Origin of the sequence: Streptomyces sp. NPDC020747 (genome assembly GCF_044334695.1) — a bacterium.
GTDB lineage: Bacteria > Actinomycetota > Actinomycetes > Streptomycetales > Streptomycetaceae > Streptomyces.
The window spans coordinates 328,786-353,995 of sequence record NZ_JBIRTJ010000002.1 but is presented as its reverse complement, the minus strand read 5'-3'; the positions used below and the strand labels follow the sequence as shown (position 1 = coordinate 353,995).

The window sequence follows — 25,210 nt, the reverse complement described above, 5'->3', positions numbered from 1 at the left end:
CGCCGCGGAGGTGCTCCACCTTTCCGCACCGGTCGTGGGCATCGTGGGCCGCCCCCAGCCCAGGCCGTGCCGGACGCCAGCCCCGACCCGCCACGCCACGCCACGCCACAGGCTCGGCACAAACGCGGCACAGACCCGGCCCGACACGCGCACTCGGTCCACCTCCGCGCGCGCCGCCAACTACGCTGCTGCTCGATTCAACTACCAGGCCGCGACGCGTTGTTGGAGCGGCGAGGCCGATCCCCGGAGTGCAGCTTTCATGAAGAACCTTCAGCCTTCGGATCCGTCGTCCATCGGCGGCTACCCGCTGTTGAGCCGGCTCGGAGCGGGAGGCATGGGGCAGGTGTTCCTGTCCCGTACGCCGTCCGGGCGTCTGCTGGCGCTGAAGACGATCCGTGAGGATCTCAGCAGTGATCCGGGGTTCGAGGAGCGGTTCGCGCGCGAGATACGCAACAGCGACCGGGTGCGCTCGCCGTGGACCGTGACCGTCGTCGACTACAGCGCCGCGGGTCAGCGTCCGCAGTGGCTGGCCACCGAGTACGTACCGGCGCCGTCGCTCGACGAATGGGTCGCGCGGCACGGCCCGCTGCCGGAGGCCGCGGTCCTCTCGCTCGCCGCCGAACTGTGCGGCGCGCTCCAGTCGGTGCACCAGGCCGACCTCACGCACCGGGACGTCAAGCCGGGCAACGTCCTGCTGGCACGCGACCGACCGCGGCTGATCGACTTCGGTATCGCGCGGGCCGCCGACGACCCCCGGCACACCCAGGTGGGCGGAGTTCTCGGTTCGCCCGGCTTTCTCGCGCCGGACCAGGCCGTCGGTGGCGTGCCGGCCGAGCCCGCCGACGTGTTCTCGCTGGCCGCGGTCCTGGTGTACGCCGCCACCGGCCACGGCCCGTTCGCGCGCCCGCAGGAGAACGTGGCCATGGCCGCCCTGGTCTACCGGGCCGTCCACGAGGCGCCCGACCTCCAGGGCGTTCCGCCGACCCTGGTCCCCGTACTCGCCTCGTGCCTGGCCAAGGCCCCGGGCGACCGCCCGACCGCGGCGGAGCTGGGCAAACGGCTGGAGGCGATCGGCGCCCGTACCGGCCACTGGCCGGACGTCCGCCCTCCAGCCCTCGCCGCGGAACTGACGGCGCACGAGCAGCCGACGCACACCCTCGTCGACCCGCGGCCCGATCTCCCGCCCGACCTGCGGCCCGGCTCACATCCCCTCCCCCGGCACGACCAGCAGACCCAGCCCTTCATGGCTCCCGGTCCCGGTCCCGGGCACCCGGTCGCCGGGCAGACGCAGGACAGCACCGTCCTGGCCGTCCCCGGCACGCCCGAAAGACGCCGGCGCCCCCTCTGGCTGGTCGTCGCCGTCGCCGCGGTTGCCGCCGTCGCCGTGGCCGCCGTCTCGGTCGCCGCGTACGCCGGTATGAGCGGCTCCGGTTCCGGTTCCGATGCGTCGGACGGCTCCTCGGCGGGCGCGAAGACACGGCCCTCGGCGTCGGCCGGGGCCACGAAGCCGGTGAAGCCGGTGAACCCGGTACGCAAGGTGCTGGAAGCCGTGTACGACCTGGGCGTCGGAGAGTCCGTGCGGACCACCAGGACGAAACTCGTCATGCAGCAGGACGGCAACCTCGTGATCACCGATGCGAAGGACCGCCCGCTCTGGGCCGCCATGACGTCCGGCGCCGGCAACACCGCCCGCTTCCAGGACGACGGCAATCTGGTCGTCCTCAACAGCGCCGGGGAACCCGTGTGGGCCTCGCAGACGTTCGGCCACCCGGGCGCGGTCATGGTCATCCAGGCCGACGGCAACGTCGTGATCAAGTCCGGCGACGCGGTGCTGTGGGCGGCGAAAACCGTCCACTAGCCGACCGTCAACGGCCGTTGCAGCCGATAGTCAACGCCCGTTGGCCAACAGTCATTGGCCAACAGCCATTGGCCAACAGTCGCTGACCAACAGCCGACCGGGCCGGCCGAGCCGCCGCCGATGTCACCTACGGCGGCGACGATCGTGCGGTTCAGCTCGACGGTCATCGTGCGCACCCCCTCCCTTCCACGCCAGGCGCCCCCGTGACGCGTGCGCAGCCCCGGAAGAAGCCACTCCGGAAAGCGGGATAAGGTAAGCCTTGCCTTATAGATCGAAAAATCGGAGCGAGTCGTGCGCACATCGGGGTTGAGAGCCGTCCTGGCCGTGTCCGTGGTCGGCGGACTGATGGCCGGATGCGCGTCGTCGGAGGGCGGCGGGAGCAGCGAGAGCGGCGGCGGCAAGAGCGACCGCAACCTCGTCGCCGGCGCCTCCAAGGGCCCCTCCGCCGCCCCCAGCGCCCTCGCCGACGGCATGGGTACGAAGGCGGCCGACGGCGAGTTCCCCCGTACCGTCGGCCACTTCAAGGGCAGGACGGAGATCGGGGCCGCGCCGAAGCGGATGGCCGTGCTCAGCACCGGGCAGCTGGACGACCTGCTCACCCTGGGAGTCGTACCGGCCGCGACCACCCGCGCCGACAACGCCGGACTCGTACCTGGCTACCTCGCCGACGCCTTCCCCCGGTACAAGAAGCAGCTCGCGAAGATGACCGACGCGGGGACCCGGGCCGCGCCCAACCTCGAAACGCTGGCCACCGCCAAGCCCGACCTCATCCTCGCCAACGACTCGCTCGGTGACCTCTACCCCAAGCTGTCGAAGATCGCCCCGACCGTGATCACCGCGGGCAACGGCATCAACTGGAAGCGGGACCTGCTGCTCGTCGGCGACGCCGTCGGCAAGGGTGACCAGGCGAAGAAGGTCCTCGACGAGCACGCGGACGACGCCGCCGCGGCGGGCACGAAGGTCGACGGGAAGAACACCGCCGTGTCCATGCTGCGGTTCACGCCCGACCGGACTCGGATGTTCGGCGTCTCCTCCTTCACCGGTTCGATCGCCGTCGACATGGGGCTCGGACGGCCCAAGTCCCAGCAGTTCAACGCCATTTCGGAGGACATCGGCGCCGAGAGCATCGATGTGGCGGACGGCGACTGGATCTTCTACTCCGTGCAGGGCGCGCAGGACAGGACCGACGCCGGGAGCGTCCTCGCCGGGCCCCTCTGGAAGTCGATGAAGGCCGTCGGGGCCGGGCACGCCGTCAAGGTCGACGACGACCCCTGGTACCTCAACGCGGGCCCCACGGCAGCGCAGTTGGTCGTGAAGCAGCTCACCGATTCACTCGCCGAGTAGGTCCACGAGCACGTGACCACCCGCACCGCGACCGCACGCACCTCCGGCACCTCCGTACGCACCTCCCGGACCTCCGTACGCGCCTCCTGGCTGCTGGTCGCCCTCCTCCTCACCCTCGTCGCGGTGGCCCTCAGCCTCGCCGTCGGCACCCGGCAGGTGCCGCTGTCCGCCGTGCTCGACGCGCTGCTGCACGGCGGCGGCTCACGGGACGCGCTGGCCGTACGGTCGCTGCGGCTGCCCCGGACCGCCGTCGGGCTCACCGCGGGGGCCGCGCTCGGCGTCGCGGGGGCGGCGCTGCAGGCCGTCACCCGCAATCCGCTGGCCGACCCCGGAATCCTCGGGCTGAGCCAGGGTGCCGCGGCGGGGGTCGTGTTCGCGATCACGGGCGGACTGGCGAACGGCTTCGGCGGCTACGTCTGGTTCGCCTTCGTGGGCGCCGTCGTCGCCGCCTGCCTGGTGTACGCCGTCGCCTCGCGCGGCCGGGGCGGCGCCTCGCCGGTCAAACTCGCGCTCGCCGGGACCGCGCTGTCCGCGATGGTCGGCGGGGCCACCACCGTGGTCCTGACGTCGAGTTCGGCGACGCTGGACCAGTTCAGGTTCTGGCAGGTGGGCGCGCTCAGCGGGCGCGACGCGGGGACGGTCGGGCAGCTGCTGCCCTTCCTCGTGGTGGGCGCGCTGCTGGTGCTCGGCTGCGCACGCGGCCTGGACGCGCTCGCCCTCGGCGACGACACCGCGCGTGCGCTGGGGCACAAGGTCCAGCTCGTACGGGTCTGCGCGGCGCTCGGCGCGACCGTCCTGACCGCCGCCGCGGTGGCCGCCGCCGGACCGATCGCCTTCATCGGGCTCGCCGTACCGCACCTGGCCCGCCGCCTCGTCGCGGGCGGCCACCGCTGGACCCTGCCGCTCTCCGCCCTGCTCGGCGCGGCCCTGCTGCTCGCGGCGGACGTCGCGGGACGGGTGGCCCGCGCTCCCGCGGAGGTACCGGCCGGGGTGATGACGGCACTCGTGGGCGTGCCGGTACTGGTCGTGCTCGTACGCAGAAAGGGAGCGGCCTCGTGACGACGGCATCCCCGCGCCCGTCCGAGCGGGCGACACCCCCAGTGCAATCCCTCGGCCCCGCCTATCCCCACTCGGCAGGCCTCTCCGTACTCCGCCGCCGCTCCTTCTCCCTGCTCCTGCACCGTCGCTCGGCGGTGGTGGTCGCCGTACTGCTGCTGCTCCTGGCCGGCGTCATGGTGCTCTCGGCGTGCGTCGGGCAGGCGTACGTGTCGCCGGGCGAGGTCTGGCGGGTCCTGCGCGGCCACAGCGGCCCGTACGACCTGATCGTCGGGGAGCTGCGGGTCCCGCGGATCGTGCTCGGCGCGCTGGTCGGCGCCGCGTACGGGGTCTCCGGGGCACTCGTGCAGACTGTGACGCGCAATCCGCTGGCCAGCCCGGACGTCATCGGCGTCGGCCACGGGGCGGCCGCCGCCACCGTCCTGGCACTCACCACGGGTACGGTCGCCTCCCCCGGCGCGCTCCCGGTGGTCTCCGTCGCGGGCGGCCTGGGGGCCGCGGCCCTCGTGTACGTACTGGCCTGGCGGCACGGCATGCAGCCCAGCCGGTTCGTGCTGACCGGGGTCGGTATCGGGGTGGCCCTCTCCGCGGTCGTCCAGCTGTATCTCACGGAGAGCGAGCTGGGCGCGGCCGAGCAGGTCAAGCTGTGGCTGACCGGCAGCCTCAACGGGCGCGGCTGGGAACAGGCGGGCCCCCTCGCCTGGGTGCTTCTCCTCTCCCTGCCCGCCCTGGTGTGGGCGAACAGGGCCCTGCGGCCGCTCGGCCTGGACCCGGACACGGCCGCCGCGCTGGGCGTCCGCGTACACCGGACCCAGCTCGCCCTGACCGTCCTGGGCGTGATCCTCGCGGCGACCGCCACGGGAGCGGCGGGCCCGATCGGCTTCGTCGCCCTCACGGCCCCCCAACTGGCCCGCCGCCTGACCCGCACACCCCAACTACCGCTGGCGACCTCGGCGTTGACAGGAGCGGTCGTACTCGTCACAGCCGACCTGGCGGCCCGCACGCTGATGCCCCCACTGGAAATCCCAGTGGGGGCACTCACGGCCTTGGTGGGCGGCCCGTACTTGCTATGGCTGCTGGCCGGCGGAAAGGGCCGCAACCGTGCGCTCTAGGAGACAGGGGCGCAGCCCCGTCCTTTAGGGGCGCGGGGCTGCGACATTGTGCGGCTACGCCGCGTGGGCGCGTCCAGCTACAGCGAACCCGCACCAAGTACGCGCACCCCAGCGGAGCTAGATCGTCGCGGTGTCGATCACGAACCGGTACCGCACATCGCTGTTCAGCACCCGCTCGTACGCCTCGTTGATCTCGCCCGCGCTGATCAGCTCGATCTCCGCGCCGAACCCGTGCTCGGCGCAGAAGTCCAGCATTTCCTGGGTCTCCTGGATGCCACCGATCCCGGATCCGGCAAGGGTCTTGCGGCCGCCGATCACCGAGAAGAGGTTGAGGGAGACCGGCTCCTCGGGCGCGCCCACGTTCACGAAGGCGCCGTCCGTCTTGAGGAGGGACAGGAAGGTGTCGAGGTTCAGCGGGGCGGACACCGTCGAAAGGATCAGGTCGAAGGAACCGCGAAGTTCCTTGAAGGTCTCCGGGTCGCTGGTCGCGTAGTAGTGGTCGGCGCCCAGCTTCAGCCCGTCGTCCTTCTTGCGCAGCGACTGCGAGAGAACGGTCACCTCGGCACCGAGCGCGTGCGCGATCTTGACGCCCATGTGGCCGAGACCGCCCATACCGAGGACGGCGACCTTCTTGCCGGGACCGGCGTTCCAGTGCTTGAGCGGGGAGTACGTGGTGATGCCGGCACACAGCAGCGGCGCGGCCTCGTCGAGGGCCAGGCCCTCGGGGATACGGACGGTGAAGGCCTCGTCGACCACGATGTGGGTCGAGTAGCCGCCGTAGGTGACCTCGCCGTCCTTGCCGACGGCGTTGTACGTGCCGACGTTGCCCTGGGTGCAGTACTGCTCCAGGCCCGCCTCGCAGTTCTCGCACTCACGGCAGGAGTCGACCATGCAGCCCACGCCCACGCGGTCGCCGACCGCGAACTTGGCGACGCCGGAGCCGACCTCGGTGACGATGCCGGCGATCTCGTGGCCGGGGACCATCGGGAAGATGGCCTCTCCCCAGCCCTCACGGGCCTGGTGGATGTCGGAGTGACAGATGCCGGCGAACTTGATCTCGATCAGAACGTCGTGCTCGCCGACCGGGCGACGCTCGATGGTCGTGCGCTCCAGCGGAGCCTTGGCGGCGGGAGCGGCGTATGCGGCGACAGTGGTCATGCCGGGGGTTCTCCTCAGGAGGGGGGCTGCGCCCGGCCTGCCTTCCGGCCGGGCGCAGCCCCCAGTCTGCTCCTCCTCCCCCGCAGTCACCCAGACCACGGCTTTGCGTACGTCCACTGGTCCTACTACTGACGGGGGCAGGCTCGTATGCGTACGACCGTGAATACTGGACGTATGGATGAACAGCCCTCTCAGGAGTCCGCGGGGCGGTCGGGACAGGCGGCGCGAGAGCCTAGCCGGCCGCTGGACCGGCGTGCCGAGCTCAGCGAGTTCCTGCGCACGCGCAGGGCCCGGCTGAAGCCCGAGGACGTGGGGCTGCCGGACTTCGGGCGGCATCGCCGGGTGCCCGGGCTGCGCCGCGAGGAGCTGGCGCAGCTGGCCGGGGTGTCCGTGGCGTACTACACCCGCCTTGAGCAGGGCAACGGGCGGAACGTGTCCGCGGAGGTGCTCGACTCGATCGCGCGCGCTCTGCGGCTGACGGGGGCCGAGCACGCGCATCTCACACATCTCGCGAAGCCGAAGCAGCACAAGAGGAAGCCGTCGGTCCGGCCGCAGCAGGTGCGGGTCGCTCTGCGGGAGCTGATCGACACGTTCGACAGTGTGCCCGCGTATGTCGTGGGGCGGCGGTCGGAGATCCTCGTCTGGAACCGGATGGCCGCGGCCGTCTTCGGCGACTGGTCGGAGGTGCCGCCGCAGGAGCGGAACTGGGCGCGGATGGTGTTTCTCAGGCCCGAGTACCGCGAGCTGTTCGTGGATTGGGAGCAGAAGGCGTCCGACATGGTGAGCTTTCTGCGGATGGACGCGGGCTGCCACCCTGACGATCCGCGTCTGTCCGCGCTGGTGGGCGAGCTCTCCGTGAAGAGCGAGGAGTTCCGTCGGCTCTGGGCGACGCACGACGTCAAGGAGAAGAGCCATGGCGTCAAGCGGCTGCACCATCCGCTCGTCGGCGAGCTGACCCTCTCCTTCGAGTCCTTCCGGCTCATCGACGACGACGAACAGTCGCTGGCCACGTATCACGCCGAGCCGGGTTCCCCCTCCGCCGAGGCCCTACGCCTCCTGGCCAGCTGGGGCACGGACGCAACCCGCGCGGGCGCGTCGACGCCGCGGGCGTAGTCCCCCTGGAGGGCCGACACCCACTGAAATTCAGCCCCTCCGGCGTTTGAGGAGCGGGGGTTCGGGGGCTGGCCCCCGAGACGGGTAGGGGCGGCGGGGGCGAGGAACTCCCGGCCCAGGCGACGTCACCCCTGATACGGCGGAGCCGATCCCCACGTCCACTTCGGAACCGGCTGCTCCGCCGGAGGCACCGCGTCGGGGCCGGAGAAGTGGACGGCAAGCCGAGTCCCCCACTCCGCGTACGCCACGAACGCGGAGCGGAACTCGGCGTCGGAAGGAAGCCCCGCGTCGTCCGCCGCGTCCTGGAGAAGGTTCACCCACCGCCGCCGCTGCACCTCGGTGATCCCCTTCCCGAGATGCTTCGCGACCATGTGCCCGTGCCCGCCCTGCGTCTCGGAGTACCCGGCCGGCCCCCCGAACACCTCCCCGAGCCACAGCGCGACATGGGACGCGTGCTCGGGAGCGAGGCCCTCGAAGACCGGCGCCAGGACGTCGTCCTTGAGGACCTTGTCGTAGAAGACCTCGGTGAGCCGGTCGAAGGCCTCGGCGCCCCCCGCCCAGACGTACAGCGTCGGCACGGACGCCCCCGTACCCCGTACCGTCGTCGGTTTGTAGTGCCGCATCTCCTCGATGGAGCTGATGTAGGGCCGGATCTCGGCGAGGAAGTCGTCGAAGAGCTCGGACTCGCGGAAGCCCTCGACGTGGTCCTCGGTGGAGGTCCAGGTGACGCGGAGCACGAAGTGCTCGAAGTCCTCCTCGCAGCGCGCCAGTTCGTAGTCGACGCACTGCGGGGCCGCGGCGAGCTGGGCGGCGGCCCGGGTGTAGGCGGCGAGGAACCCCGCCGACTGCTGCTCGGGAATGCGGTACCGGATGTACTCAACGGTGTGCGCTGTCATGCCCCCACACAAACACGGACGGCCCGCGGAAGCTGCGCTTCCGTCGGGCCGTCCGCATCAGTCAGCGTTCAGCGAACCACAGGACCGACCCCATGAGGATCAACCCAGCGGATCGGCCCGGAGGCCGACCCCGCCGGCTCACTTCCCGTAGTACGCGTTGTAGATCGAGATCGTCGACTTGTTGTTCTTCTTGTCGGTGATCTTCGCGTGGAACGAGATGCCCTTGCCCTTGGCCGGGTTCGTCACGCCGATCTTGCCGTTCTTGACGGTGACCTTCTTCCAGGTCTTGCCGTAGTCGTACGACACGTACACCGACAGCGACTTGAGGTTCTTGCCGGCGGCCGAGCCCTGGACGGTCACCGGGACGGAGACCTTCTTGCCGGCCGGGACCTTGCTGTCCAGTCCGACGGCCGCGTTGAAGCGGACGGAGGAGGTGGGCAGCGCGGCGCTGGTGACCTTCTTGGAGCGGAAGGTCCAGCTCGCGTCGATACGGGTGGAGGCCGCCGCGACCTTGACGCTCCGCTTGACCGAGGTGGTCAGCTTGTACGAGGCGTCGCCGGCCGGGACCTTGAAGACTCCCTCGCCGAACAGCGGGTCCGCGTTCGAGCCGACCTTGGTGCCGTTGCGGTAGAGCGTCGTGGTGACCGATGAGAAGAGCGAGGAGCCGGCGTGGGTCTTGCCGTCGGCGAACAGCGGCACGTAGCCGTAGATCTCGTTGCCCTCGCGCTGGATGCCGTAACCGGAGCCGACGCGCGGACCGAAGACCGCCGTGTTGTAGATCTTCTCGTAGCTCTTGCCCGCCTTGAAGGTCTGGGCGCTGCCGAGCGTGTAATAGGCCTCGATGATCGGGAAGCCGTCCGGGTCGAGCCCGCCCTCCTGCTGGAAGTCCTGTTCCCACTTCACGCCGTTCGCGGTGGACACGTGGATCTTCCGCGTGCTGGGCAGGTTCTGCGGGACACCGATCGAGGAGGCGCTGAAGCTTCCGGGCAGCCAGCCGGTGGTGTTGACCGCGCCCTTCTTGCCGCTCGTCGAGGCGCCCAGGCCGACCTTCAGGGTGGCCAGTTCGCTCGCCTTGTAGTGCTTGGTGTAGCCGGTGGCGAGCTTCTTCACCTTGCCGCCCGCGACGGTGTTGTACTCCTCACCGGGCTTGGCCCAGTGACCGCCCCACTGCTGGAACAGCGAACCGTCGGTGATCTCCGGACCGGCGTGCGCGGTACGGAAGTTGGCGTACGAGTCCAGCCACCAGACGTACCCGTAGGCGTTGTTGCCCACTTCCACCATGTAGTCCGGCATCGCGAACTCCGACTTGACGGCCGTGTCGGGCACGGTGATGTCCACCGGCTTCGCGGTCCGCGCGTCCACCGTGATCGTGGTGTTCTTGGTGATGTTCAGCTTCGGCTGGGCCACCCAGTCGATGCCCTTGGTGGAGTCCTCCGGGTCGACGTAGAGCGACGAGTCGAGGATGTAACCACCCTTGGGGGCACGGACCTTGACGGTGCCGGACTCGTCGTAGGGCGAGTACCTCTTGTCCGTGGCCAGACCGGAGACACCGGTCAGGCTGGTGTCGTAGTACTTGGCCGGGTTGCCGTCACGGTCGATGAACTTGAGCGTGACGTCGTACGACTCGACCTCCCGCTGCACCGCCGCCGCCGTGCGGACGCTCTGGCCGCCGCCGGTCGCGGTCACGTACGCGGAGTAGCCGCCGTCGAGCGTGCCGCCCAGCTTGGTGTTGACCGTGAGGTCGGCGGAGGCCGTGCCGCCCGCCGGGACGGTCAGCGTCTTGGCGCCGAGGGTGAAGAAGCCGGCCGGAGCGGCCTGGCCCTTCGGGTCGGTGGCCGTCACCGCGAGACTCAGCGTGACGTCGGTCGTCCCGAGGTTCTTGTACGTGACCTTGTCGGTGACCGGGGTGTCATCGGTGTGCGGCCACTGCTGGATGCCGAAGCTCACGGACGACGGGTCGGCGATCACGGTCTGCTTGATGGCCTTGTCGACCTGGATGCGGCCCGAACCCTGCTGGAACGGCGTGTACTTGCCGCCCTTGGTGGAGCCGGTCAGCGCGGCCTTGAGCTCGGTGTACGTCCAGTCCGGGTGCTGCTGCTTGAGGATCGCGGCGGCGCCCGCGACATGCGGGGTCGCCATCGACGTACCCGAGATGGTGACGTAGCCGGCGGGCTTCTCGCCGACCTCCTGGGCGATGAGGCTGCCCTTGGCCGAGGCGGCGGTGGTGTCCACGCCGGGTGCGGTCACGTCGGGCTTGATGGCGCCGTCGAGGCCAGGTCCGGTGCTGGAGAACGGGGCCAGCTTGTCGCTGTCGTCCACCGCGCCGACGGTGAGCGCGGCCGCCGCGCTGCCCGGGGAGCCGACCGTCTGCTCGCCGAACTCGCCGGAGTTGCCGGCGGCTATCGCGAACAGGATGCCCTTCTCCTTGGACAACTTGTTGACCTGGGCCTCCAGCGGGTCCACCTCGGGGGTGTCGCCGCCGCCCAGGCTGAGGTTCACGACGTCGGCACCCTGTTCGGCCGCCCAGTCCATGCCTGCGAGGATGCCGGAGTCGTCGCCGAAGCCGTTGTCGTCGAGGACCTTGCCGTTGAGCAGTCGGGCACCCGGCGCGACGCCCTTGTACTTGCCCGCGGACTTGGCGCCCGTGCCGGCCGCGATGGACGCGACGTGCGTGCCGTGGCCGTACTTGTCGGTCGCGTCGGGGGCGGTGGAGAAGTTCTTCTCGGCGACGACCTGGTCCTTGAGGTCCGGGTGGGTCGTGTCGACACCCGTGTCGAGGACGGCGATCTTGACGCCCTTGCCGTCGAACCCGGCGGCCCAGGCCTTGTCGGCGCCGATCTGCTTGACGGACTTGTCGAGGCTGGCCTTGCGGACGCCGTCGAGCCACACATGGGCGATGCCGGACGCGGTCCGCGCGTTGCCGCCCTGCGAGTCGGTGACCGCGGACCAGAGGTCGGTCGCGTCGGCCTTCGGAGTCAGCACCGCGTCCGCGTTCAGCGACTTGAGGGTCCGGCGGACCTTGGTGTCACCGGCGTCACGGACGTCGGCCTTCGCCGCCGCGGCCGCGCCGCGGTAGCCGACGATCAGCTTGAGGCCCTGCTTCTGGGCCTTGCGGTTGGCCGACTTGTTCAGCTCGGTGACGTCGAAGAGCCGCTGGTCGAGCTTGCCGGAGGCGATCAGCCGCGCGGCGTCGGCCGGCACGACGAGCGTGTGCCCGCCGGCCGTGCGGACCTGGACGGGTATCCCCTCGCGGCCCTTGGCGCGCTCCAGGCCGACGACGCGGCCCTTGGCGTCGACGACCACACGGTCGCCGGTGATCAGGGTGACGCGGTGCTTGGGCGTGGTCGGCACGGCCGAGTCGGCGGCCGCGGTCCTGGCCTCCGCCGACGCCGGGCTGGTCATGCCCGCCGCCAGGGCCACGGCTGCCGCCGCGGCGATCGTGGCCACGCACGCTCTTTTCACTTGTCTGCGCAAGTCTCCCCCTGGAGATGCAGGTCCGGGATGAATCCCCGTTCATCCGGCCGGGGGACGTCTCGTACGCATGCTCGCGCGTAACCCCCCGGAATACTCAGTATGCCGGGGGGTGAACAGGTGCTCAATAGTGAGGCGGCTGTTAAGAGTTCGCGTTTTCCTTCACGGTGATCTTTCCCTTGCGAATCGTGGCGACCCGGGGGGCCTTTTTCGCGATCGCCGAATCGTGCGTAACCATGATGAAAGTGAGCCCGTGTTCCTTCCACATGGTTTCGAGTACGTCCATGATCTCGTCGCGCATGGACTCGTCGAGGTTTCCGGTCGGTTCGTCGGCGAGGAGCACCTTCGGCTGCTTGACCAGGGCTCGGGCGATGGCGACCCGCTGCTGCTGACCGCCGGAGAGTTCGGCCGGCAGATGCCCGAGCCGCTCTGCGAGCCCCACGGACTCCAGTGCCGCCGCGGCCCGTTCACGGCGTTCCCTGACCTTCAGCTTCAGGGGTACGAGGGCGGTCTCCACGTTCTCCTGGGCGGTGAGTGTGGGAATGAGATTGAAGCTCTGGAAGACGAAGCCGATGTTTTCGGCGCGCACCTTGGTGAGTTTGGTCTCGGACAGTCTGGCGAGATCCGTACCGTCGAGTTCGACGCTTCCGGCGGTGGGCCGGTCGAGTCCGCCGAGCATCTGCAACAGGGTGGACTTGCCGCCGCCGGTGGGGCCCTGGATGACCAGCCGGTCACCGTCCCCGATGGTCAGGTCGACCCCGGCGAGCGCGTCGACGGACTCCTTGCCCCGCTTGTAGCGCTTGGTGACGCCTCTGAGTTCGTACATGCTGCAACTCCTGGGATACGTAAGGGGGTTGGCGCCCGCCGCGACGTGCGGCCGGGCGGGCGCCCGAGGCGGCCGGCTATTCGACGCGGCGCAGGGCGTCCGCGGGCCGCAGCCGGGAGGCACGCCAGCCGCCGAAGGCGCCCGCTACCAGGCCGCCGGTGACGGCGAGGCCGACCGCGAGGGCGATCGTGCTGAGGGCGACGGGCGCGGTGAGCGCCACGTCGAGAGCCTTGGACGCGGTCTCACGGGCGGGTCCGCCCATGCCGCCGCCGCCCGGGCCACCACCGCCGCCGGGGCCGCCGAGCGCCCCGCCCGTGGAGCCGACCTCGGCCTGGAGCGTCGGGCTGATCGCGGTGACGACAGAGGCGCCGCCGAGGCCGAGCGCGATACCGAGGGCGCCGCCGACCAGGCCGTTGACGACGGCCTCGCCGACGACCTGCCGGGTGACGCGGCCGGACTTCCAGCCGAGCGCCTTGAGGGTGCCGAACTCCCTCACGCGGCGGGAGACGGCCGAGGAGGTGAGCAGCCCCGCGACCAGGAACGCGGCCACGAGCACCGCGATCGACAGCCACTTGCCGACGTTCGAGGCGAGGTCGGAAGCGGTCGACAGCGAGCCGGAGACCGTGTCGGCGAGATCGGCGGAGGTCGTGACGGTCGTACCCGAGATGTTCTTCTGGATGGTCGACTTGACCGCGCTGATCTGCTGCGAGTCGGACGCCTTGACGTAGATCGTGGTGACCTTGTTCTTGGAGTCGCTGAGCGTCTGCGCCTGCTTGAGCGGGATGTAGAGGTTGGCCGCCGCGTCCCCGCTGTCGGGTGTCGCGATGCCGATGACCTTGTACTTGACGCTCTTGATGGTGACCGTGTCACCGAGGACGAGCTTCTTCTCCTTGGCGTACGACTTGTCGGCGACGACGACCTTGGCGTTGGTCTCGGAGGACTTGAAGGTCCGGCCGCTGATGATCTTCGAGGAGGTCAGCGGGCCGAGCGCGGGCTTGGTGACGTCCGTGCCGTAGACGGAGTAGTTGTTGACGTCGAAGTCGGCGCCGCCGCCCTCGACCCGGCCCTCGGGGGACTGCTGGGCGCCGGGCCGGCCACCCTGCTGGTTGCCGCCGCCGTTCTGCTGGTCCTGCTGGAACTGGCCCTGGCGGAACTGGCCGCTGACCTTGACGACTTGAAGGCTGAGGCCTCCGACGACGTCCGAGACACCCTTCTGTGCGCCGACCTTGGAGACCGTGCTCGTGGCCAGGGTCTGGAAGCCCTGCACCATGACGCGGTCACTGCTCTGTTCTTCGTCGGAGTCGCTGCCCCGGGCGTCGAACTGGAAGCGCGGGCGCTCGCCCGTGCCCGACTGTGCCTGGGCCGCCTTGGTGACCGTCATGTCCGTGCCCAGCCCGTACAGCGACTGGAGGACCTTGCCCTGCGCCTTCTCCATGCCGGACGACACGGAACTGACCACGATGACCAGGGCGATGCCCAGGGCGAGTCCGGAGGCGACGACGAGCGCCGCCTTTCTGCGGCGGCGCAGTTCGCGCCTCAGGTAGGTGAAGAACATGGCCGAAAGCTAGGGACACCGCGTGATGGCGGGATAAGGCCCGCATAAGAGAAGGATGAGAACACTGTGCGCCGCCGCGGAACCCTGTGAGAACGCCGAGGGCGGTTGCCCGTACGAGTCGTACGGACAACCGCCCTCGGGACGGGAGTTGCGTTCGGGTCAGACGGCCGAACCGGCCTTCCACGCCGCCCAGTCCAGGTTCCAGCCGTTGAGGCCGTTGTCCGGGGCGATGGTCTTGTCACCGGTGTTCCGCACGTCCACGACGTCACCGACGATCGAGTTGCTGAAGAACCAGCCGCCCGGCGTGTTCGGGTCGTTGGCGCCCTTCGTGTCCGACAGGCCGACGCAGCCGTGGCTGGTGTTGACGCTGCCGAAGATGGACTTGGCGCCCCAGTAGTTGCCGTGGATGAAGGTGCCGGAGTTCGACAGACGCATCGCGTTCGGGACGTCCTTGATGTCGTACTCGCCCTTGCCGTCGTCGTCCGTGAAGCCCACGGTCGCGCCGTTCATCCGGGTCTCCTTGAACTTCTCGGAGATCACCATCTGGCCCTGGTACGTCTTGTTCTCGGGCGAACCGGCGGAGATCGGGATCGTCCGGATGGTCTTGCCGTCCTGCGTGACCTTCATGGTCTTGGTCTGCGCGTCGACGATCGAGACCTGGTTGCGGCCGATCTTGAAGCTGACCGTCTTCTGCTGCACGCCGTAGACGCCGTTCGCGCCCTCGACGCCGTCGAGGTTCAGCTTCAGCGTGACGGTCGAGTTGCCCTTCCAGTACTCCTCGGGGCGGAAGTCGAGCCGGTTGGCGTTGAACCAGTGGCCGACGACCTCCTGGCCGCTGCTGGAGGAGACGGTGATCCCCTTCTGCACGTCGGCCTTGTTGGTGATGGCCTTGTCGAAGTTGATCGAGACCGGCATGCCGACGCCGACGGTGGAACCGTCCTCGGGCGTGAAGTTGCCGATGAAGCTGTTGGCCGGCGAGACCGTCGTGAACGACGCGTTCTCGTGGGCGGCGCGGCCGTCGGAGTCCTTGGCCGTCGCGGCGATCTTGTAGGCGGTGGCGCGCTCCAGCTGGGCGCTGGGCTTCCAGCTCTTCTTGTCAGCGGATATCTCACCCGTGACAGCCGCGCCGGCCGCAGTCTTCAGGGTCACGTCGGTCAGCGTGCCCTTGGTCACAGTCACGGCCGCGGCGCTGTTGATGGAGGCGTTGTCGGAGCCGTCCTTGGGTGTGATCTTGATCTGGGCCTCGGAGGACTTCTCGGCCGCCGCCTCGTCGACCTTGGACTGCGAGGAGCCGTCACCCCCGCTCTCGCCCTTGGGGTCGTCGCCGCCGCCTCCGCTGCACGCAGAGAGCACCAGCACCCCGCCGAGCAGTGCGGACGCGACCGTGAGGCCCTTGCGCCGCTTACTGTCCGTCATCACACGCTTCTCCATCGTTGCCGAATCCCCAAAACCCCGAGAGTCCCCGTAACACCTTTAAACGCTACGACCGGTTCGTCCCGTTCCACACCCGTCACAGGTGTGGGGCACACCACGTCGATCGGTTTCAGCCCACGTCGGATCGTTCTCGATTCGACCGGTGCGGCTGTTACGACTGGTGCGGGTGTCGGTCACTGCGCCCCTTGAGACGACAAAACCCCGGGTGGCGGTTGCCGCCCGGGGTCACGATTCTCCCAAGCCGCCTCAGCCGACCACTTCTTCCTCGTCTCCGGCCTCATCATCCTCGTCGAGGTCCCACTCCGGCGAATCGGGGTCGTAGTCGATCCGCTCGGTGCTCCAGGAGGCCTGCGCGAGTTCGACCCCGGCGACCTCGCTGACCAGGTCGAACGGGTCGACGAGGTACGCGAGGGCCTCGGCAGTGTCTTCCGTCACTGCGCTCTCGGCGTGCGCCCGCTCGTCGCCCGGGATCTCGGGGTCCTCGGCGATGCGCCCCAGCGCCGCCTTGGTGAGCGCGCCCTCGTCGTCGACCTCGACGACCAATTCGACGCGCAACCGTACAAAACGTGATGTCTCAGGTGTGCTCATACCCCGGAGCGTAAAGCTCATCACCACCGTGACTTTCCCGTGACCCGCACCTTTCACTAACATCGCCCCACACGGCCAATTCGCCAGCGTCACAAGGGGATCGATATTCCGTGTCCGCACGTCGATCGTTGCTGACCGCCACCGCCGCGGGGACCCTGCTGGGCGCCCTGTGGTTCGTCCCGTCCGCCAATGCGACCGGGGACGGGACGGCAGAGCACAGAACACAGACAGCGACGACCACGACCCTGCAGACCAAGGCAGGGGACAGGACCGAGACGTCCGACCAGGAGGAGGCCGCGGCCCCGACCTCCGTCCGCACCCAACTGGCCGACACGGGAAGCTTCGACACGACCCCGTACGTGGTCGGCGGCACCCTGCTCCTCGGCCTGGGCGCGGGCTTCGTGGTGTATTCGGTACGCCGGGAACGTACGACCATGTACTGAAGGTCCAGCTGCCGCCCGAGGGCCCGCATGGCCCGGCGCGGAGATGTCCGCCCCCTTTTCAGCCATTTCGCGGCATCCTCGAAGGAAGACCGGCGAGAGAGGGGCGGACCCGTTTACAGTCCGTGGGGTTCACGCACGCACTCCCTGTCGCTTCTCCGTACCGCGTGAACAGGGAGTTGCCCACGTGAAGATCGTCTTTCTGCTGCACAACGCCTATGCCATCGGCGGCACGGTGCGTTCGACGCTCAACCTCGCCGGTGCGCTGGCCGCGCGGCACGAGGTGGAGATCGTCTCGGTCTTCCGCAGCCAGGAGAGACCCCTGCTCGGCGTGAACCGCAAGGTCCGTCTCGTCCCGCTCGTCGACGAGCGCCCCGACGCGCCGACGTACGACGGCGGGAACCCGCTGATGGCACGCCCCTCCGCGGTCGTACCTCCCGCCGAGGTCCTCGCCCACCGCTACAACGAGCTGGCCGACGAACGGCTGCGCGGCTTCCTCGACGGTACGGACGCGGACGTCGTCGTCGCGACCCGCCCGGCGCTGGTGGTCTTCCTGGCCCGGCACGGCTCGCGCCGCTATCTGCGCGTCGGACAGGAGCACCTGTCGTACGACAACCACGTCCCGGACGTACGCACCGCGCAGAACGAGGCCTTCCGGCACCTGGACGCCTTCGTCACCGTCTCCGCGCAGGACGCGGCCGACCACCGCGACCGTCTGCCCGGGCTGCGGACACGGATCACCGACATCCCGAACGCGGCTCCCCGGCCGAAGGCCGAACAATCGGACGTACAGGCCCCGTTGGTGGTCGCCGCGGGCCGCCTGATGCCGGTCAAGCGCTACGACCTGCTCATCGAGGCCTTCGCCGAGGTCGTCGCCGTACGCCCGGAGTGGCGGCTGCGGATCTACGGCCAGGGCCCCGAGCGCGCGGCCCTGCGCGCCACCGTGGACGCACACCGCCTCAACGACCACGTCTTCCTCATGGGACCCCACACGACGATGGAGACCGAGTGGGCCAAGGCCTCCGTCGCCGCCGTGAGTTCGGACTGGGAGTCCTTCGGCATGACGATCCTGGAGGCCATGCACGCCGGCGTCCCGGTGGTGGCCACCGACTGTCCGCACGGCCCCGGCGAGATCATCACCGACGGCTCCGACGGACTGCTCGTACCGCCGGGGGACGCGGACGCGTTCGCGGCGGGGCTGCTGAAGCTGATCGAGGACGCGGACCAGCGCCGGGTCATGGGCGAGGCCGCCAGGGAGACCGTGCAGCGGTTCGCTCCCCGCCGGATCGCGGACCAGTACGAGCGGCTGTTCGGCGAACTGCGCGAGGCCCGGACCTCGACGGCGACGAAGGTCACGCGCCGGGTGCGCCGTGCGCTCGGCGGGCTGCTGCCCCAGGGCTCACGCCCACGCCCCGAGGAAGCGCCACCGGCGGCCCCACCGGCCGCGGACGACCGACCACGCGCGCTGCGCCCGAAGGCCCGCTGCACGACCGACTCCAGCGGTGGCGTACGGATCGCGGTGAACGCGGCGGGAGTGTCGGGCGAGAGCCTCACGCTGGTCCTGCGCCACCGGCACGGAGACGACGAGACCCGCGTCCCGCTGGAGCGCCCGGACGACCCGAAGTCGCCCTGGACGGCGAACCTGTCCCATCGCCAGGTCACCCTGGCGGAAGGCCGCTGGGACCTGCATGTCGAACGCGCGGAGGACGGCGCACGCCGTCGGCTCAAGGCAGGACTCGTCGAGCAGCGCGGCCTGCTCACGGCGAGACCCACGCCGTCCACACCGGACCGGGCCTTCGCCTGGTGGATTCCGTACGCGACCAAGGACGGCTACCTCGCCCTGCGGACCTTCCGCCGCCCGGCCCACGCGGAGGCCACCGCCCTGCGGACGGACACCGGCTCCCTGACCGTGGAAGGCACCCTCCACGGGGCCGTACTCGGCGAGGGCGCGACCCTGCTGGGCGTCTCCCGCGACGGGAGACCCCACGACTTCGAAACCCCGGCGACGCTCACGGGGGAACGGACGTTCCGGGCGGACATCACGTCCCTGCCCCGCCCCACAGACGCCGACAAGCCTCTGTGGGACCTCTTCCTGCGCCCCGCCGCGGCCGACGAGCCCGTACGCGTCGGCCGGATCATCGGCGACATCGTCGACCGCAAGGCCACGGACAAACACCCGAGCACAACCCTGCCCACCCGGTCGGGCGCTCCGACAGAGGCCCGCTTCTTCTTCACGATCACCAACGACGTGGCGATCAGCGCCCCTTGAGGGGCGCGGGGCTGTGGCATCGTGCGGCTCCGCCGAGCGGGCGCGAAAAGCTCCCACTCACCCGCAGTCCGCGCCGAGCTGTCAGGCGGACCGACGCCCGCCGCCCTGGCCTCCACGCGCACGCGAGGAACCCGCACCACCGCGCCCCCGCGAACCCGCGCCGGCCCCGGACCGCGCACCGGCGGCCGGGCCCCCACGCCCGCCGCCACCACGCCGCGCCCGCGACTGCGACTTCGGCTGGGCCTGCGCGGCGACCGGCTCCGGCACAGGAATGACGACAGGAACCCCGGACGGCTCCCGAGCCCCCGTGATCCGTACGAGCTCCTCGTCGCTCGACTTGATCCGAGCCGTCCGCGGACTGATCCCGGCGTCGGCCATCAGCCGGGTCATCTCCCGCTTCTGCTCGGGCAGGACGAGCGTGACGACGCTCCCGGACTCCCCCGCGCGGGCGGTGCGCCCGCCCCGGTGGAGATAGTCCTTGTGGTCGACCGGCGGATCGACGTTCACGACGAGGTCGAGATCGTCGACGTGAATCCCGCGAGCCGCGACGTTCGTGGCGACGAGCGCGGTCACCAGCCCGGTCTTGAACTGGTCGAGCGTCCGGTTCCGCTGTGGCTGCGAGCGCCCGCCGTGCAGCGCGGAGGCCTTCACACCGTTGGCGAGCAGCCGCTTGGCGAAGCGGTCGGCCGAGCGCTTGGTGTCGACGAAGAGGATCACGCGCCCGTCGCGGGCGGCGATCCGCATCGCGACGGCCTTCTTGTCGGTCTCGTCGGCGACGTGCAGCACGTGGTGCTCCATCGTCGTCACCGCGCCCGCCGAGGGGTCGACGGAGTGCACGACGGGGTCCGTGAGGAACATCCGTACGAGTTTGTCGATGTTCTTGTCCAGCGTCGCGGAGAACAGCATGCGCTGGCCGTCCGGCTCGACCTGGTTGAGCAGCGCCGTGACCTGGGGCATGAACCCCATGTCGGCCATCTGGTCGGCCTCGTCGAGGACGGTGATCCCGACCTGCGCCAGGGTGCAGTCGCCCCGGTCTATCAGGTCCTTGAGGCGCCCGGGCGTGGCCACGAGCACCTCGGCGCCGCGCCTCAGCAGACCGGACTGCTTGCCGATGGAGAGCCCGCCGACGACGGTCGCGAGCCGCAGGTTCACGGCCGTGGCGTACGGCGTGAGCGCGTCGGTGACCTGCTGCGCGAGCTCGCGCGTGGGCACGAGGACGAGCGCGAGCGGCGCCTTGGGCTCGGCACGCCGGCCGGCCGTGCGGGCGAGCAGTGCGAGGCCGAAGGCGAGGGTCTTGCCCGAGCCGGTGCGGCCACGGCCGAGGATGTCGCGCCCGGCGAGGGAGTTGGGGAGCGTCGCGCCCTGGATCGGGAACGGCTCGATGACCCCCTGCGCGGTGAGGGTCTTGGTCAGCGCGGCCGGCATGTCCAGCGCGTCGAAGGACTCGACGGCGGGCAGCGCGGGCGTCAGCGTCTGCGGCAGGGTGAACTCCCGCGGCGCCGTCGACTGCTGGGACGGCTTCTTGCGTACGTTCCTTGCGCCGCCGTTGGCGGAAGCCGCAGGGGCTCCGCCGCGTGTGCCACGAGAGCCACGGGAACCCCGGGAATTCGCCGGGCGTTGGCCGGCGGGTCGTTCAGGACGTTCGGATCGAGTCATGCTGGATCTGGAATTCCTTCCTGGGCCTCACGGGTATTCCGTGTTCAAGGACACACGGACAGCACAAGCCGGGGCCCGCACCCGAAGGTGCGGGCCCCGGCTCGCGTGTTACGCGTCCCGGAATTAGGCGGGGACGATGTTCTCCGCCTGCGGGCCCTTCTGACCCTGCGTGACGTCGAAGGAGACCTTCTGGCCCTCCTGCAGCTCACGGAAGCCCGAGGTGGCAATGTTCGAGTAGTGGGCGAAGACGTCGGCGCCGCCGCCGTCCTGCTCGATGAAGCCGAAGCCCTTTTCCGCGTTGAACCACTTCACGGTGCCAGTAGCCATGTCATTTTCTCCAAGATAGGTGGCTCCCATCCGGAAATGACCGGGAAAACAAAACGCGCCTGAGAGAGGATTCCTTTCAGGCGCACAAAGTTAATGGGTACCAAAAACGTTTCGTTAGGAACCCTAGCACAGATTTCGGTGGGGGCGTCGCGACGCCCCGGCGCCCCCACCTCGTACATCTGATGGAACCCCGGAAATCCCTATGCCAGCGGGCCCGTCACGGGTTCCACGGCCTCGACCAGGTGGCCGCCGCGCACGAACGCGTCCGCGGCCGCCAGGTCCGGCGAGAGGAAGCGGTCGGGCCCCGGGCCCGCGACACCGGCGGCGCGGGCGGCGGAGATCGCGGCCTGCGAGGCGGGGGCGGGGGTGAGGCCGGTGCGCAGCTCGATGGCGCGCGTGGCGGCGTACAGCTCGATGGCGACGATCCGGGTCAGGTTGTCGACGGCCGTACGGAGCTTGCGGGCGGCCGACCAGCCCATCGAGACGTGGTCCTCCTGCATGGCGGAGGACGGGATGGAGTCGGCGGACGCCGGGACGGCGAGCCGCTTCATCTCGCTGACCAGGGCGGCCTGCGTGTACTGGGCGATCATCAGGCCGGAGTCGACGCCGGCGTCGTCCGCGAGGAACGGCGGCAGGCCGTGCGAGCGGTTCTTGTCGAGGAGCCGGTCCGTGCGGCGCTCGGTGATCGAGCCGAGGTCGGCGGCGGCGATCGCGAGGAAGTCCAGGACGTAGGCGACCGGGGCGCCGTGGAAGTTGCCGTTCGACTCGACGCGGCCGTCGGGCAGGACGACGGGGTTGTCGACGGCGGAGGCGAGTTCACGGTCGGCGACCAGGCGGGCGTGGGTCATGGTGTCGCGGCCGGCGCCCGCGACCTGCGGGGCGCAGCGCACGGAGTAGGCGTCCTGGACGCGGGGGGCGTCGTCCTGGTGGTGGCCCGTCAGCTCCGAACCCTTCAGCACGGCCAGCATGTTGGCGGCGCTGGCGCCCTGGCCCGGGTGGGGGCGGATGGCGTGCAGTTCGGGGGCGAGGACCCGGTCGGTGCCGAGGAGGGCTTCGAGGGAGAGGGCCGCGGTGATGTCGGCGGACTTGTAGAGGGTGTCGAGGTCGGCGAGGGCCATGACCAGCATGCCGAGCATGCCGTCGGTGCCGTTGAGGAGGGCCAGGCCCTCCTTCTCGCGCAGTTCGACGGGCTCGATGCCGTGGGCGGCGAGGAGTTCACCGGCGGGGCGAATCGTTCCGTCCGGGCCCTCCGCGTCCCCCTCGCCCATGAGCGTCAGGGCGCAGTGGGAGAGCGGCGCGAGGTCGCCGGAGCAGCCGAGGGAGCCGAACTCGTGGACGACCGGGGTGATGCCGGCGTTCAGGATGTCGGCCATGGTCTGCGCGACGGACGCGCGGACGCCGGTGCGGCCCGAGCAGAGGGTCTTGAGCCGCAGGAACATCAGGGCGCGGACGACCTCGCGCTCGACGTGCGGGCCCATTCCGGCGGCGTGCGAGCGCACGATGTTGCGCTGCAGCTGGGCGCGCAGTTCCGGGCTGATGTGCCGGGTCGCGAGGGCTCCGAAGCCGGTGGAGACCCCGTACACGGGCTCCGGCTTGGCCGCCAGCGCGTCCACGATCTCGCGGGCCGCGGCGAGCGCCGAGACCGCCTCGTCGGAGAGCTCGACCCGGGCGCCGCCGCGCGCCACGGCGAGAACGTCGGACGCGGTGACACCCGTCGTCCCCACCACCACAGTGTGCATATCCATATTCAGGAGCGTACGCAGTGAATGCCTTGGTGTCACTAGTGGGTGGCGGGTTGGGTCCTTACACGCAGGACCTCACAGAGGCGGCCGGACGGGGGCGCCCTACCGACGGCCGCGGAACCGCCGACGTTCGGCCGCCGCGGGCGGGGGTGCGTCGGCGAGGCGTACGACGGGGTCGTCCGGTCCCTCGCGACCGGCGACGACGGGCTTGGCGGAGCGTACGGCCTTGGCGCGGTACTGGGCCGCGTCGGCGAGCCGGAAGAGTCGCCGGGCCGAGCGGACGGGCCCGAGCGGATCCTCGGTGGAGGCGACCCCGCACGCCACGCCCTCCCCGAGCTCCAACTCGGCTGCGCGGCGGCACAGTTCGTCGGCGACGCGTACGACCTCGTCGGCGGCCGGACCCACCGCGAGCAGGCAGAACTCGTCGCCGCCGAGGCGGGCGGCGAGGGTGCCGGGCAGCATCGCGCCGCACAGCGAGAGGACCGACCCGAAGCGCTCCAGGAGCCGGTCGCCGACGGCGTGGCCCCGGGTGTCGTTGACGCGCTTGAGGCCGTTGAGGTCGCAGACGACGAGGCTCACGACCACGCCCTCCGCGCGGTGGCGTTCGATGGCCTCCTCCAGCCGCATGTCCACGGCACGGCGGTTCGCGAGGCCGGTGAGGGCGTCGGTGAAGGCGAGCCGGCGGGCCTCCTCCAGGCGTTCGGTCTGCGCGATCCCGGCGGCGACCACGGAGGCGAGGACGGTCGCGAAGTCGGCGTCGGCCCGGTCGAAGACGGGGGCTCCGGCCGGGCGGGCCACGTACAACTCGCCCCAGGCACGCCCGTGCATGACGATCGGCGCGACGACACAGCATCCGCGACCGCGCCTGCGCAGGGCGGCGACCCGCTGATGGCAGTACTCGGCATGCCCGGCGGCCGGTCCGTCGGCCGTCTCCACCCAGGCGTTGGGCCCGCCGCCGCCGACCCAGCGCTCGTGCAGGAACTCCGTGATCTCCGGGAACTGGTGCACGGGATAGGCCTCGTCCTCCGGGAACTCCTCCTCGTCCCGGGCCCGCTCCCCCACGTTCGCCAGGACCCGCAGCCGCCCGAGTTCCCGCTCCCACACGGACAGCGCGGCGAAGCTCCCGCCCAGTGCCCGGCAGGCTCCGGCCGCCGCCGCCCGCCACGACTCCCGCGGGGCGTGCGCGGCGGCCATGCCCTGCGCCAGCGCCACCACGGCCCTCAACCGCACATCGTCACCGCCCATCACTCCAGGTTAGGTAGGTTTGTAATAATTTGGGACATTGATGCGGCGAACAGGGGTCCGGGGCGGGCTTTCCCAGGCGGCGGACGGCTGGAATGATCGGGCCACAGAGAAGTTAACCGCCGTTAACGTGAACCGTGAACCGGGAGAGTCTCATGTCCGAGCAAGGCGCGGAACAGCGGTTCGGTGAGTACGTCGTGGTGCGACGCCATGCGTCGTCGTACGTCGCCGAGCTCGTCCTGGACCGGCCCAAGGCCATGAACGCCGTGTCGACGGACATGGCCCGCTCGATCGCCACGGCGTGCGAGGCGCTGGCCGCGGACCGGGACGTCCGGGCCGTCGTCCTCACCTCCACCCACGAGCGCGCCTTCTGCGTCGGCGCCGACCTCAAGGAGCGCAACTCCCTCACGGACGCCGAGCTGGTCCGTCAGCGTCCGCTCGCGCGTGCCGCGTACACCGGCGTACTCGACCTGCCGATGCCCACCGTCGCCGCCGTGCACGGGTTCGCGCTGGGCGGCGGTTTCGAGCTGGCCCTGGCCTGCGATCTGATCGTGGCGGACGGTACGGCCGTGGTGGGGCTGCCCGAGGTGTCCGTCGGCGTCATTCCCGGGGGCGGCGGTACGCAGTTGCTGCCGCGGCGGGTCGGGGCGGCGCGGGCGGCGGAGCTGATCTTCTCTGCGCGGCGGGTGGAGGCGGCGGAGGCGGCGGACCTCGGTCTGATCGACGTCCTGGTCCCCGCGGGGGAGGCCCGTGCGGAGGGGCTGGCCCTCGCGGGCCGTATCGCCGTCAACTCGCCCGTCGGGCTGCGGGCCGCCAAGCGGGCGCTTCGGCTCGGGCACGGGCTCGATCTCCGGGCGGGCCTGGAGATCGAGGACGCCGCGTGGCGCTCGGTCGCCTTCTCCGGCGACCGGGCGGAGGGGGTCGCGGCCTTCAACGAGAAGCGACGTCCGGAGTGGCCTGGGGAGTAGATTTCCGCCCCCGAACCCCCGCTCCTCAAACGCCGGAGGGGCTGAATTTCAGCCCGTCCGGCGTTTGAGGACGAGCGCGTCAGCGCGATGCGGGGGTCTGGGGGCGCAGCCCCCAGGGACGGGACGGGAAGGGGCGGCGGGGGCGAAAGAAACCC

The 25,210-nt window shown here is 70.5% G+C and carries 20 protein-coding genes; 8 read left to right on the top strand and 12 right to left on the bottom strand.

Annotated features, from left to right (window positions below):
* The first annotated feature begins 259 nt into the window (after positions 1–259).
* A complete protein-coding gene (locus ACH4YP_RS06640; protein ID WP_398489665.1) occupies positions 260–1,858 on the top strand; it encodes a protein kinase in 1,599 nt (532 codons plus the stop codon).
* Here the strand turns inward: ACH4YP_RS06640 and ACH4YP_RS06635 are convergent.
* A complete protein-coding gene (locus ACH4YP_RS06635; protein WP_398489664.1) occupies positions 1,855–2,025 on the bottom strand; it encodes a hypothetical protein in 171 nt (56 codons plus the stop codon). The genes ACH4YP_RS06640 and ACH4YP_RS06635 overlap by 4 nt on opposite strands.
* Before the next feature lie 178 nt (positions 2,026–2,203).
* Here ACH4YP_RS06635 and ACH4YP_RS06630 point away from each other — a divergent pair, with 178 nt between their 5' ends.
* The 3 genes from ACH4YP_RS06630 to ACH4YP_RS06620 all read left to right on the top strand — a co-directional run bounded on the left by ACH4YP_RS06630 (position 2,204) and on the right by ACH4YP_RS06620 (position 5,370).
* On the top strand, positions 2,204–3,202 hold the full coding sequence (locus tag ACH4YP_RS06630) for an ABC transporter substrate-binding protein (RefSeq protein ID WP_398490024.1): 999 nt from the start codon (positions 2,204–2,206) through the stop codon (positions 3,200–3,202).
* Between the two features lie 90 nt (positions 3,203–3,292).
* Positions 3,293–4,261 carry an iron ABC transporter permease gene (locus ACH4YP_RS06625; RefSeq protein ID WP_361071992.1) on the top strand — a complete coding sequence of 323 codons (969 nt, stop codon included), beginning with the start codon at positions 3,293–3,295 and terminating at the stop codon, positions 4,259–4,261.
* On the top strand, positions 4,258–5,370 hold the full coding sequence (locus ACH4YP_RS06620; protein ID WP_398489663.1) for a FecCD family ABC transporter permease: 1,113 nt from the start codon (positions 4,258–4,260) through the stop codon (positions 5,368–5,370). The genes ACH4YP_RS06625 and ACH4YP_RS06620 overlap by 4 nt, the downstream gene beginning before the upstream one ends.
* A gap of 117 nt (positions 5,371–5,487) precedes the next feature.
* On the opposite strand, the gene ACH4YP_RS06615 is transcribed toward ACH4YP_RS06620, so the two are convergent.
* A complete protein-coding gene (locus tag ACH4YP_RS06615; RefSeq protein ID WP_361071965.1) occupies positions 5,488–6,528 on the bottom strand; it encodes an NAD(P)-dependent alcohol dehydrogenase in 1,041 nt (346 codons plus the stop codon).
* 174 nt (positions 6,529–6,702) lie between these two features.
* On the opposite strand from ACH4YP_RS06615, the gene ACH4YP_RS06610 reads away from it, so the two are divergent.
* Complete coding sequence (locus ACH4YP_RS06610) at positions 6,703–7,641, top strand: helix-turn-helix domain-containing protein (RefSeq protein WP_398489661.1); 939 nt, start codon at positions 6,703–6,705, stop codon at positions 7,639–7,641.
* A gap of 125 nt (positions 7,642–7,766) precedes the next feature.
* On the opposite strand, the gene ACH4YP_RS06605 is transcribed toward ACH4YP_RS06610, so the two are convergent.
* The 6 genes from ACH4YP_RS06605 to ACH4YP_RS06580 form a co-directional block, all read right to left on the bottom strand.
* On the bottom strand, positions 7,767–8,537 hold the full coding sequence (locus ACH4YP_RS06605) for a group II truncated hemoglobin (RefSeq protein ID WP_398489660.1): 771 nt from the start codon (positions 8,535–8,537) through the stop codon (positions 7,767–7,769).
* A 138-nt stretch (positions 8,538–8,675) separates the two neighbouring features.
* The gene (locus ACH4YP_RS06600) at positions 8,676–11,939 is read right to left on the bottom strand and encodes a S8 family peptidase (protein WP_398490022.1); all 3,264 of its coding nucleotides are present in this window, start codon (positions 11,937–11,939) and stop codon (positions 8,676–8,678) included.
* 211 nt (positions 11,940–12,150) lie between these two features.
* Positions 12,151–12,834, bottom strand: coding sequence for an ABC transporter ATP-binding protein (locus ACH4YP_RS06595; RefSeq protein WP_398489659.1), 684 nt, complete (start codon positions 12,832–12,834; stop codon positions 12,151–12,153).
* A gap of 76 nt (positions 12,835–12,910) precedes the next feature.
* Positions 12,911–14,389, bottom strand: a complete 1,479-nt coding sequence (locus tag ACH4YP_RS06590) for an ABC transporter permease (protein WP_398489658.1) — start codon at positions 14,387–14,389, stop codon at positions 12,911–12,913.
* Between the two features lie 159 nt (positions 14,390–14,548).
* A complete protein-coding gene (locus tag ACH4YP_RS06585) occupies positions 14,549–15,820 on the bottom strand; it encodes an Ig-like domain-containing protein (RefSeq protein WP_361070255.1) in 1,272 nt (423 codons plus the stop codon).
* Between the two features lie 249 nt (positions 15,821–16,069).
* Positions 16,070–16,411, bottom strand: coding sequence for a hypothetical protein (locus ACH4YP_RS06580; RefSeq protein ID WP_361070253.1), 342 nt, complete (start codon positions 16,409–16,411; stop codon positions 16,070–16,072).
* A 110-nt stretch (positions 16,412–16,521) separates the two neighbouring features.
* Between ACH4YP_RS06580 and ACH4YP_RS06575 the strand changes: the two genes are divergently transcribed.
* Positions 16,522–16,854 (top strand): LAETG motif-containing sortase-dependent surface protein, encoded by a 333-nt coding sequence (locus ACH4YP_RS06575; RefSeq protein WP_398489657.1) that lies wholly within the window; start codon positions 16,522–16,524, stop codon positions 16,852–16,854.
* Positions 16,855–17,038: 184 nt separating this feature from the next.
* Positions 17,039–19,120, top strand: a complete 2,082-nt coding sequence (locus ACH4YP_RS06570; protein ID WP_398489656.1) for a glycosyltransferase family 4 protein — start codon at positions 17,039–17,041, stop codon at positions 19,118–19,120.
* An 81-nt stretch (positions 19,121–19,201) separates the two neighbouring features.
* Here ACH4YP_RS06570 and ACH4YP_RS06565 read toward each other — a convergent pair whose 3' ends face one another.
* From ACH4YP_RS06565 to ACH4YP_RS06550, 4 genes are all read right to left on the bottom strand, one after another.
* Positions 19,202–20,776 (bottom strand): DEAD/DEAH box helicase, encoded by a 1,575-nt coding sequence (locus ACH4YP_RS06565; RefSeq protein ID WP_361070244.1) that lies wholly within the window; start codon positions 20,774–20,776, stop codon positions 19,202–19,204.
* Between the two features lie 123 nt (positions 20,777–20,899).
* Positions 20,900–21,103 carry a cold-shock protein gene (locus tag ACH4YP_RS06560; RefSeq protein WP_053661143.1) on the bottom strand — a complete coding sequence of 68 codons (204 nt, stop codon included), beginning with the start codon at positions 21,101–21,103 and terminating at the stop codon, positions 20,900–20,902.
* A 200-nt stretch (positions 21,104–21,303) separates the two neighbouring features.
* A complete protein-coding gene (gene hutH, locus ACH4YP_RS06555) occupies positions 21,304–22,842 on the bottom strand; it encodes a histidine ammonia-lyase (RefSeq protein ID WP_361070261.1) in 1,539 nt (512 codons plus the stop codon).
* Between the two features lie 105 nt (positions 22,843–22,947).
* Positions 22,948–24,090: a sensor domain-containing diguanylate cyclase gene (locus ACH4YP_RS06550; protein ID WP_361070240.1), complete on the bottom strand. Its 1,143-nt coding sequence runs from the start codon at positions 24,088–24,090 to the stop codon at positions 22,948–22,950.
* Between the two features lie 152 nt (positions 24,091–24,242).
* Between ACH4YP_RS06550 and ACH4YP_RS06545 the strand changes: the two genes are divergently transcribed.
* On the top strand, positions 24,243–25,055 hold the full coding sequence (locus ACH4YP_RS06545; protein ID WP_361070237.1) for an enoyl-CoA hydratase-related protein: 813 nt from the start codon (positions 24,243–24,245) through the stop codon (positions 25,053–25,055).
* The last annotated feature ends 155 nt before the right edge of the window (positions 25,056–25,210 follow it).